The sequence below is a fragment of the Streptomyces sp. FH025 genome (genome assembly GCF_017427025.1).
GTDB lineage: Bacteria > Actinomycetota > Actinomycetes > Streptomycetales > Streptomycetaceae > Kitasatospora.
The window spans coordinates 1-8,967 of sequence record NZ_JAFLNG010000300.1; the positions used below are offsets into that span (position 1 = coordinate 1).

The 8,967-nt window shown below is 72.9% G+C and carries 8 protein-coding genes; all 8 read left to right on the forward strand.

Annotation, left to right across the window (positions count from 1 at the left end):
• The first annotated feature begins 115 nt into the window (after positions 1-115).
• Complete coding sequence (gene nuoH / locus J0670_RS21130; protein ID WP_374223138.1) at positions 116-1,075, forward strand: NADH-quinone oxidoreductase subunit NuoH; 960 nt, start codon at positions 116-118, stop codon at positions 1,073-1,075.
• Complete coding sequence (locus J0670_RS21135; protein WP_207813208.1) at positions 1,072-1,623, forward strand: NADH-quinone oxidoreductase subunit I; 552 nt, start codon at positions 1,072-1,074, stop codon at positions 1,621-1,623. Before nuoH ends, J0670_RS21135 begins: the two co-directional genes overlap by 4 nt.
• A complete protein-coding gene (locus J0670_RS21140) occupies positions 1,620-2,345 on the forward strand; it encodes an NADH-quinone oxidoreductase subunit J (RefSeq protein ID WP_207813209.1) in 726 nt (241 codons plus the stop codon). Before J0670_RS21135 ends, J0670_RS21140 begins: the two co-directional genes overlap by 4 nt.
• Positions 2,345-2,722, forward strand: a complete 378-nt coding sequence (gene nuoK, locus J0670_RS21145; protein WP_207813210.1) for an NADH-quinone oxidoreductase subunit NuoK — start codon at positions 2,345-2,347, stop codon at positions 2,720-2,722. Before J0670_RS21140 ends, nuoK begins: the two co-directional genes overlap by 1 nt.
• Complete coding sequence (locus J0670_RS21150) at positions 2,719-4,749, forward strand: NADH-quinone oxidoreductase subunit L (protein WP_207813211.1); 2,031 nt, start codon at positions 2,719-2,721, stop codon at positions 4,747-4,749. The genes nuoK and J0670_RS21150 overlap by 4 nt, the downstream gene beginning before the upstream one ends.
• A gap of 56 nt (positions 4,750-4,805) precedes the next feature.
• Positions 4,806-6,434 (forward strand): NuoM family protein, encoded by a 1,629-nt coding sequence (locus tag J0670_RS21155; protein ID WP_207813212.1) that lies wholly within the window; start codon positions 4,806-4,808, stop codon positions 6,432-6,434.
• A 56-nt stretch (positions 6,435-6,490) separates the two neighbouring features.
• Positions 6,491-8,023 (forward strand): NADH-quinone oxidoreductase subunit N, encoded by a 1,533-nt coding sequence (locus tag J0670_RS21160; RefSeq protein ID WP_207813213.1) that lies wholly within the window; start codon positions 6,491-6,493, stop codon positions 8,021-8,023.
• A gap of 210 nt (positions 8,024-8,233) precedes the next feature.
• Positions 8,234-8,967: zinc metalloprotease HtpX (gene htpX, locus J0670_RS21165; protein WP_207813214.1), on the forward strand; the 734-nt coding region annotated here is incomplete at its 3' end.

The window sequence follows — 8,967 nt, forward strand, 5'->3', positions numbered from 1 at the left end:
ACGAGGAGAAGCCGTCGGGCGGCCGACCGGACGAGGTGGAGCCGGGCGAGAAGGAACCGGGAGCGAAGAAGGACGAGACCTCGGCCGGAGCGGCCGACCAGGACGGAGACGGCACGTGAACCTGCTCGACACGGTGCTCCGCTGCGTCGCCACCCTCGTCGTCTTCCTGGTCTTCCCGCTGGTCATCGGCCAGACCGAGCACAAGGTCATGGCGCACATGCAGGGCCGGCTCGGCCCGATGTACGCGGGCGGCTTCCACGGCTGGGCGCAGCTCGTCGCGGACGGCGTGAAGTTCGCGCAGAAGGAGGACATCGTCCCCGCCGGGGCGGACCGCCGGATCTTCCAGCTGGCGCCCGCCGTCTCGCTGCTGCCGTACCTGTTCGTGCTGCTGGCGATCCCGGTCGGCCCGGACGGCTTCGTCGGCCAGGCGATCGACGCCGGGCTGTTCTTCGTGCTCGCCGTGATGGGCGTCGGCGTGATCGGCAAGCTGATGGCCGGCTGGGCCTCGGCGAACAAGTTCTCGCTGCTCGGCGCCCTGCGCACGGCCGCGCAGCTGATGTCGTACGAGTTGCCGATGGTGCTGGCGGCGGCCTCGGTGGCGATGGCCGCCGGGACGCTGTCGCTGCCCGCGATCGTGGACTCCTGGCAGTGGTACTGGCTGCCCTGGCAGCTCATCGGCGCGTTCGTGTTCTTCACGGCCGGTCTCGCCGAGCTCCAGCGGCCGCCGTTCGACATGCCGGTCGCCGACTCGGAGATCATCTTCGGCGCGTACACCGAGTACACCGGGCTGCGCTTCGCGCTGTTCCTGCTGTCCGAGTACGTGGGCATCCTGGTGGTGTCGGCGCTGACCGCGGTGCTCTTCCTGGGCGGCTGGCACGGACCGCTGTCGGACCAGCTCGGCTGGCTCTGGATGATCCTCAAGACCTTCGCGCTGGCCTTCGTGACCATCTGGCTGCGGGTCACCTACCCGCGCCTGCGCGAGGACCAGCTGATGCGCTTCGCGTGGACGGCGCTGATCCCGCTCGCGCTGGTCCAGCTGGCCCTCACCGGCATCATCAAGGTGGCGATCGCATGAGTTTTCCCGGTGTCGGCCTGGCCAAGGGGCTGGCCGTGACGCTGCGGACGATGACGAGGAAGAGCGTCACCGCGCAGTACCCCGACGTGCAGCCGGTGCTGCCGCCGCGTTCGCGCGGCGTCATCGCGCTGCTGGAGGAGAACTGCACGGTGTGCATGCTCTGCGCGCGCGAGTGCCCGGACTGGTGCATCTACATCGACTCCCACAAGGAGACGCTGCCGGCCGCCGAGCCGAACGCCCGGGCCCGCACCCGCAACGTGCTGGACCGGTTCGCCATCGACTTCTCGCTCTGCATGTACTGCGGGATCTGCATCGAGGTGTGCCCCTTCGACGCGCTGTTCTGGTCGCCGGAGTTCGAGTACGCCGAGACCGACATCCACGAGCTGACCCACGAACGGGAGAAGCTCCGCGAGTGGATGTGGACCGTCCCGGCGCCGCCGGCGCTGGACCCGGCGGCCGAGGAGCCCAAGGAGATCGCCACCGCGCGCAAGGCGGCGGACAAGCTGGCGGCCGCCGCGGCCCTGGAGGAGAAGGGTGACGACGCATGAGTTCCGCTGCCACGCTTCTCGCGGCGACCGGTTCCCTGGAGCCGGCCGCCCGTTCGTTCCTGTCCCCGACCGGGCAGGAGATCGTCTTCCTGCTGGTCGGCATCGCGGTGCTCGGCTCGGCCGTGGTCTCGGTGACCACCAAGCAGCTGGTGCACGCCGCGCTCTGGCTGGTGGTCGCGCTCGGCGGGCTGGCGGTGGAGTTCCTGCTGCTCACGGCCGAGTTCATCGCCTGGGTGCAGGTGCTGATCTACCTCGGGTCGGTGGTCGTCCTGGTGCTGTTCGGGCTGATGCTCACCAAGGCGCCGATCGGGCGCTCGCCGGACGCGGACTCCAAGAACCGCTGGGTGGCCCTGGTCGTGGCGCTGGCCTCGGCCGGGACGCTGGTGACGCTGGTGGTCGACGCCTTCCGGACGTCCTGGATCGACCTCGGTGCGGGCGGCGGCTCGGCTTCCGTCACCGGGGCCAGCCTGTTCCGGCACTGGGTGCTGCCCTTCGAGGCGCTGTCCGTGCTGCTGCTGGCGGCGCTGGTCGGCGCGATCGTGCTGTCGCGCGGGTCCGGGCGGCGGGTGCCGGCACCCCGGGCGGGCAAGCTGCGCGCCGGTCGGCCGGTCGGTTCGAACGGGACCGTCGCCGCGACCGCGCCGAAGCCCGATGCCCCCGCTGAGCCCGATGCCCCCGCTGAGCCCGCTGCCCCCGCTGCTTCCGCGTCGGAGGAGAGCTGATGCACCTCGCCTACCCCGTCGTCCTCGCCGCGCTGCTGTTCAGCGTCGGCGTGTACGGCGTGCTCGCCCGGCGCAACGCCGTCCTGGTGCTGATGTCCGTCGAGCTGATGCTCAACGCCGTCAACCTCAACCTGGTCGCCTTCGACGCCTGGCTGCGCGACTCGCTGCACGCCGGGCAGGCGCTCACCCTGTTCACCATCACCGTCGCCGCCGCCGAGGTCGGGCTGGGGCTCGCCATCGTCCTGCTGCTGTTCCGGGCCCGGGGCACCGCGGACATCGACCGGGCCACCGCGCTCGGCGACCCGGCCGAGGCGCTCGCCACCGTCGAGGCGGCGCCGGCCGGAGCCGAGACGCCGAAGGGCCAGGCCACCGCATGAACCTCGCCCTGCCCGCCCTCGTCCCCGCGCTGCCCGCGCTCGGCGCCGCCGCGACCCTGGCCGTCGGCAGGAAGTCGCCCGGCCTGGCCCGGCCGCTGGCGATCGTCCCGGTCGCCGCCGCGGCCGTGCTCGCCCTGGTGGTCGCCCTCCAGCTCGGCACCGGCCAGACCCTGGACGCCGCCACCCGGCTCACCCCGACCGGCGGCCCGGACATCGCGCTGGCCATCCACCTGGACGGCTTCAGCTCGCTGATCTCCGTGCTGGTCGGCCTGGTCGCCACCTGTGTGCAGGTCTACTCGACCGCGTACCTCAAGGAGGACCCGCGCTACCCCTCGTACGCGGCGCTGGTCTCGCTGTTCACCGCGGCGATGTTCCTGGTGGTCTACTCGGGCGACCTGATCGTGCTGCTGGTCGGCTGGGAGGTCATGGGTGTCTGCTCGTACTTCCTGATCGGCCACCACTGGGAGACCGCGGACGCCCGCTCGGCCTCGCTCAAGGCCTTCCTGGTCACCAAGCTCGGTGACGTGCCGTTCCTGTTCGGGATCTTCCTGCTCGGCGCGGACGCCCACAGCTTCCGGATCCCGGACGTGCTGGCGGCCGCGGGCGACGGCAAGCTCGGGCACCCGACGCTGATCGCGCTGCTGCTGCTCGCCGGAGTGGCCGGCAAGAGCGCGCAGTTCCCGCTGCACACCTGGCTCCCGGACGCGATGGCCGGTCCGACGCCGGTCTCCGCGCTGATCCACGCCGCCACCATGGTCGCGGCCGGCATCTACCTGGTCGCCCGGCTGATGCCGGTGTTCCTGCTGTCGGGCGCGGCGCTGGTCGTGCTCGCGGTGATGGCCGCCGTGACGATGATCGGCTCGGCGCTGTGCGCACTCGCCCAGGACGACCTCAAGCGGGTGCTCGCGTACTCCACCGTCGGCCAGCTCGGCTACATGGCCGGTGCGCTGGCCAGCGGCGACCGCCAGGCCTCGGTGTTCCACCTGGTCAGCCACGGCGCGTTCAAGGCGCTGCTGTTCCTGGCCGCCGGTGTGGTCATCCACGCCGCGCACACCAACTCGATCTCCGCGATGTCCCGGATCCCCGGGCTGCGCAAGCGGGTGCCGGACGCCTACTGGACGATGGGCATCGCGCTGGTCGCCCTGGTCGGGCTGCCGCCGTTCTCCGGCTTCTTCAGCAAGGAGGCGGTGCTGACCGCCGCCGAGCACGCGGCCAACGGCGAGGCGCTGACCAACGGGCTCGGCCCCGCCTCGGCGGTGCCGGAGGCCGCCGGGTGGATCGTGCTGATCTCGGCCGCGCTCACCGCGCTGCTCACCGCCGCGTACGCGACCCGGCTGTTCCTGGTCGCCTTCCACAGCCCGGCCGGTGCGGCCGCCGCCGCGGGGCCGCCGACCGAGCACGAGGCCGACGCGCCGTACTCGCCCGAGGCGGACGAGGCCGACCCGGCCACCGCCGAGCCGTCCGCGATGCGCTGGCCGCTCTGGGTGCTGGCCGTCCCGACCATGGGCCTCGGCATCGCCGGGCTGCGCTCGGACTGGCTGCCCGCGCTGCTGGACGGCGGCTCGCTGCGCCCCTCCGCCGTCACCGCCGTGACCGGCACCGGGCTCGCCGTGGTCGGCGTGCTCGCCGCGTACGGCGCCTGGCGCTCGGCGACCGCGCGGCTGAGCACCGGCCGTACGGCCCCGGCCGCCGCCGGGCGCGTGCCCGGGCAGGCCGGAGCCCCGGCCGCCGAGGTGATCGTCGCCGATCCCGGGCGCACCCTGCTCGGCCCGCTGTTCGGCCCGGCCCGGCACGGCTTCGGTGTCGACCGGCTGTACCACCTCCTGTTCGTCCGCCCGGTGACCGCCGCCGCCCGGCTGGTCCGCTTCCTCGACCGCGAGGTCGTCGAGGGCTACGTGCAGGGCAGCGGGCTCGGCGCCAACCTGCTCGGCCGGGCCGTCCGGCTGGCGCAGACCGGCAACGCGCAGACCTACCTCAGCGCCCTGCTCGCCGGGGTCGTCCTGCTCGCCGTCCTGGTGGCGGTGTAGCCGGTGCCTCAGCCCTCCACCCCCCGTTCGCTCACCACCGCAGCTAGGAGCCCCCGATGAACGCAGTCCTCATCGCCCTCCTGGTGCTGCCGCTGCTCGGCGCCGCCCTCACCCTGGCACCGGTCTTCGGGCCGGACCGGGCCGTGGCCGGCCGGCGCGCGCTGCGACTGAACTCCGTCGTCACCGGCGCGGTGTTCCTGCTCACCGTCGCCCTCGCGGCCGGCTTCGACCACGACGAACCCGCCCGGATGCAGGCCACCACCGACGTGTCCTGGATCCCGGCCCTGCACGTGCGCTTCCACCTCGGCGTGGACGGCGTCTCGCTGCCGCTGATCGTGCTGACCGCGCTGCTCACCTTCCTCTGCGCGCTGTACTCGGAGAAGCGGTTGCCGGACGGGGACGCCCGGGGCGGAGCCCCTGATGAGCACAGCCCCTCGGCGCAGGCCTTCGTCGGGCTGTTCCTCCTGCTGGAGGTCGGCATGCTCGCCACCTTCGCGGTGCTGGACCTCCTGCTCTTCTTCCTGGCCTTCGAGATCGTGCTGATCCCGATGTACTTCCTGATCGCCCGCTGGGGGAGCGGCGCCAAGGCTCCGGCCGCCAACCGGTTCATCCTCTACACGCTGCTCGGCTCGGCCGTGATGCTGCTCGGCTTCCTGCTGATCGGCAGCGAGGCCGGCACCTTCGACATGCAGGCGCTGGCCGCCGCGCACGGCAACGGCCTGAGCCACACCACCCAGGTGATCGCCGCGCTGGCGATCATGGTCGGGCTCGCGGTCAAGGCCCCCGCGTGGCCGCTGCACAGCTGGCTCCCCGACGCGCACACCGCCGCTCCGACGGTGGGCTCGGTGCTGCTCGCCGGCGTGCTGCTGAAGATGGGTACGTACGGTCTGGTCCGTGTCCTCCTCCCGGTCGTGCCGGACGGCACCGCGACGCTCGCCCCCTACCTGGGCGCCTTCGCCGCCGTCGGCATCGTCTACGGCTCGCTGGCCTGCCTGGCGCTGGCCCTCCCGTCGCCCGCCACCACCCTTCTTTCGAAGCGCTCCGCGCCCTCTGATTCCGGATCCAAGGGCGACCTCAAGCGCCTGATCGCGTACTCCTCCGTCGGCCACATGGGCTTCGTGCTGCTCGGCATCGCCTCCCTCACTCCGGTGGGCGTCAACGGCGCGCTGTTCGCCAACATCGCCCACGGTCTGATCACCGGTCTGCTGTTCTTCCTGGTCGGTGCCGTCAAGGACCGCTACGGCACGGCGGACCTCGACACCCTCTCCGGCGCCACCGGCGCCGCCCTGTACGGCCGGGCGCCCCGGATCGGCGCGCTGCTCGCCTTCGCCGCCGTCGCCAGCCTCGGCCTGCCCGGCCTGGCCGGCTTCTGGGGCGAGCTGCTCGCCATGTTCGGCGCCTTCGACCCGGCCGCCGGCCTGTCTCGCCCCGCCTTCGTCACCTACATGGTCCTGGCCGGCCTCGGTACCCTCCTCACCGCCGCGTACCTGCTGATCGTGGTCAAGCGCGTCTGCATGGGCGACCCCCGGCAGCCCGCGCCCGTGGCCGAAGTGGCCGACCTGCGCCCGTACGAGGCCGTCAGCTGGACGCCGCTGGCCGCGCTCACCCTCGTCGTCGGCCTCTGGCCCGCGCTCCTGCTCGGCCTCTCCGACCCCGCTGTCAAGCACCTCCTCGGGGGTGGCTGAGCGTGCTCGCAGCCCACACCGCCGCACTCGGACCTCACTCCACGGGGCAGCACACTGTGACCTCCCTCGCCGTAGCCAACCCGGGCAGCCTGATCCAGTCCGTGGACTGGGTGGCGATCGCGCCCCCGCTGATCGCCGCCGTGGCCGCCCTCGCCGTGCTGGTCACCGACCTGTTCCTGCCCGAGCGGCACAAGCAGTGGCTCGGCCGCCTCACCGTGGCCGGACTCGCCCTCGCCCTCATCGCGCTCCTTCCCCTCACCGGCGACTCACCCCGAGCGACCTTCTGTGTTCGGAACGTAGCAGGGGGGTCTGACAACGGCGGCTGCTCCTACGTCGCCGACCACTTCGCCCTGGTGTTCCAGCTGCTGGCCCTCGGCGGCGCGCTGATCGCGGCGCTGCTGTCGACGCACACGGTCGACGACGAGAGGCTGCCTCGCGGCGAGTACTGGTTCCTGCTGCTCTCCAGCGCAACCGGCGCCGCCCTGCTGCCCGCCTCCCGGGACCTCGCCACCATGGTGATCGCCCTGGAGGTCGCCTCGCTGCCCGCCTTCGCCCTGGTCGCGCTGCGCCGGGACGGCCGGGGTGCGGAGGCCGCGCTCAAGTTCTTCGTCTCCTCCGTCACCGCGACGGCCGTGATGCTGCTCGGCGTCGGCTTCGTGTACGCGGCGAGCGGCAGCCTGCACCTGGGCGCCGTCGCCCAGGGCCTGGAGCACGCGCCCGGCCAGCTCAAGCCGCTGGCCGAGGCGGGCGCGGTGCTGACCCTGGTCGGCTTCGCGTTCAAGGTCGCCGCCGTCCCGTTCCACTTCTGGGTGCCCGACACCTACACCGGCGCCCCGCTGCCGGTGGCCGGCTACCTCTCGGTGGTCGGCAAGGCGGCCGGCCTGTCCGGCCTCGCGCTCGCCACCACCATCGCCTTCCGCCCGTACGCGCACACCTGGGGCCTGGTGCTCGCGGTGCTGGCCGCCCTCACCATGACCGTCGGCAACGTCGGCGCGCTGCGGCAGCGCTTCGACACCCGGTACAGCGCGGTGCGGCTGCTCGCCTGGTCCTCGGTCGGTCAGGCCGGGTACCTGCTGGTGCCGCTCGCCGCGGCCGGCTACGCGCCCACCGGGACCGACCCCCTCGGCGCGACCGCCGCGTACGCGCTGATCTACGGCGTGGTGAACCTCGGTGCCTTCGGGGTGGTCGCCGCCGTCGGCCGCCGGGCCGGCACCAGCGTGGACGACTTCCGCGGCCTGTTCGCCCGCAACCGCTGGACGGCGCTCGCGCTGGCCTTCTTCCTGCTCTGCCTGGCCGGGCTTCCGCCGGGCGTGGTCGGCCTGTTCGGCAAGGTCGTGGTGTTCCGCGCGGCGGTGGACGCCGGGCTGGGCTGGCTGGCCGTGGTGATGGCCGTCAACGTGGTCATCGCCCTGTACTACTACCTGCTGTGGACGGCCCGGCTGTTCGCCCCCGCGGAGGAGCCGGCCGAGGCCGAACGCCGGCTGCCGGTCGGCCTGACCGCCACGCTGGGGCTCACCGCCTCGGCCGCCGTGGTGCTCTCGGTCGCCCCGCAGCTGGTCCTCCAGGTGGCCGGCGGCAGCCTGTTCTGACCCCGCCGGGCGGCCGCCGGCCCGGGGGCCGCCCAGGTGGCTCGACCGGGGGCCGAGCAGGGGCTGACCAGCGGCTGACCAGCGGCCGACCAGGGTCCGGACGGGTGTCACGTCCGTCACAAGGGAACAAGCTCCCGGCTCCCACCCGTTGACCGGGCAAGAGGGACGAGGCAGAAAGGGCTTCCCCACCGCACCACTGGAGGGCCTGACGTGCACAGTCGGCACAACGGACTGAGGACCGCCGTCCTGCTCGGAGGCCTCTCGGCGCTGATCATGGTGATCGGCAGCTTCTTCGGCCGGACCGGCTTCGTGATCGCCCTGCTGGTCGCCCTCGGGACGAACGCCTACGCGTACTGGAACAGCGACAAGCTGGCGCTGCGGGCCATGCGGGCCCGGCCGGTCAGCGAGTTCGAGGCACCCGGGCTGTACCGGATCGTGCGCGAGCTCTCCACCTCGGCCCGCCAGCCGATGCCGCGCCTCTACATATCCCCGACCCCGGCCCCGAACGCCTTCGCCACCGGCCGCAACCCGCGCAACGCGGCGGTCTGCTGCACCGAGGGCATCCTGCAGATCCTGGACGAACGCGAGCTGCGGGGCGTGCTCGGGCACGAACTGAGCCACGTCTACAACCGGGACATCCTGATCTCCTCGGTCGCCGGGGCGCTCGCCTCGGTGGTGATGTTCCTGGTGAACTTCGCCTGGCTGATCCCGTTCGGCCGGGACGAGGACGACGACGGGCCGGGGCTGTTCGGGATGCTCGCCATCATGATCCTCGGACCGATCGCCGCCGGGCTGATCCAGATGGCGGTCAGCCGCTCCCGGGAGTACCAGGCGGACGCCGACGGGGCCCGGATCACCGGCGACCCGCTGGCGCTGGCCAGCGCCCTCCGCAAGCTCGACGCCGGCACCCGCCAGCTGCCGCTCCCGCCGGAGCCGCAGTTGCA

What these genes read in the sequence shown, in the direction of transcription:
- J0670_RS21140 (WP_207813209.1), top strand. Translation starts at nt 1,620, where the DNA reads ATGAGTTCCGCTGCCACGCTTCTCGCGGCGACCGGTTCCCTGGAGCCG.
- J0670_RS21150 (WP_207813211.1), top strand. Translation starts at nt 2,719, where the DNA reads ATGAACCTCGCCCTGCCCGCCCTCGTCCCCGCGCTGCCCGCGCTCGGC.
- nuoK (WP_207813210.1), top strand. Translation starts at nt 2,345, where the DNA reads ATGCACCTCGCCTACCCCGTCGTCCTCGCCGCGCTGCTGTTCAGCGTC.
- J0670_RS21155 (WP_207813212.1), top strand. Translation starts at nt 4,806, where the DNA reads ATGAACGCAGTCCTCATCGCCCTCCTGGTGCTGCCGCTGCTCGGCGCC.
- J0670_RS21135 (WP_207813208.1), top strand. Translation starts at nt 1,072, where the DNA reads ATGAGTTTTCCCGGTGTCGGCCTGGCCAAGGGGCTGGCCGTGACGCTG.